We start from the raw sequence: 988 nt of genomic DNA, 5'->3' as shown, positions 1-988 counted from the left end.
GTGCTGGGCTACTACACCGAGTTGGAGTTGCCGTACGTGCTCAACCGCCCCGACTCCGACCTCGACGCGCTCCGCGCGCTGTTGAGCGGCAAGGTGTCGGTGCTGGTCGGACACTCCGGGGTGGGCAAGTCGACGCTCGTCAACCGGCTCGTGCCGGACGCGCTGCGCGCGGTCGGCGTGGTCAGCGCGATCGGCCGGGGCCGGCACACCTCGACCAGCGCGGTGGCGCTGCGGCTGCCACCGGTGCCCGGGGTCGACACGGACCCGGGTTGGATCATCGACACCCCCGGGATCCGCAGCTTCGGGTTGGCGCACGTTTCGGCCGACAGCCTGCTGCACGGCTTTCCGGACCTGGTCGAGGGCACCGTCGACTGCCCACCGAACTGCCCGCACACGGCCGACGAGGCCGAGTGTGGGCTGGACGCCTGGGTGGCCGCCGGTAAGGCGGACCCGCGCCGGCTGGCCTCGTACCGCCGGTTGCTCGCCTCCCGCGCCGGCGAGGGTGACTCGCGCGGCGACAGTGACCAGCGCGGGCCGGGCGAGGGTGACCGGCGCGGGCCCGACGAGTGACCCGACGGGCGTGGGCTAGGTTGCCGGGATGACCGGGTACGCCGACGACCTCGCCCTCGCCCACCTGCTCGCCGATCGGGCCGACGCCATCGCCACGGCCCGGTTCCGCGCGCTCGACCTGCGCGTCGAGGCGAAGCCCGACCTGACGCCGGTCTCCGACGCGGACACCGCTGTGGAGCGGGAGATCCGCGCCCTGCTGACCGAGCACCGGCCGGCCGACGGGCTGCTCGGTGAGGAGTACGGCGCACAGCCGTCCGCCGACGCGAACGGCCGCCGGTGGATCATCGACCCGATCGACGGCACCAAGAACTTCGTCCGGGGCGTGCCGATCTGGGCCACCCTGATCGCGCTCTACGACGGCGACCGGCCCCGGCGGGCGCCCCGGGCACCGACAGCAGCGTGGTGGCCACCAACGGTG

At 74.1% G+C, this 988-nt stretch carries 2 protein-coding genes; both read left to right on the top strand.

The annotated features are described in order from the left end of the window. On the top strand, positions 1-570 hold a 570-nt coding region (rsgA, locus tag KBX53_RS34180), incomplete at its 5' end, for a GTPase RsgA (RefSeq protein WP_210863946.1). A gap of 28 nt (positions 571-598) precedes the next feature. Then, positions 599-988 (top strand): inositol monophosphatase family protein (locus KBX53_RS34175; RefSeq protein ID WP_305798007.1); only part of this gene is annotated, 390 nt, incomplete at its 3' end.

Source organism: Micromonospora sp. M51, from assembly GCF_018070305.1.
GTDB classification, from domain to species: Bacteria; Actinomycetota; Actinomycetes; order Mycobacteriales; family Micromonosporaceae; genus Micromonospora; species Micromonospora parva.
The sequence above is the reverse complement of the archived record's forward strand: the minus strand, read 5'-3'. Positions and strand labels throughout refer to the sequence as shown.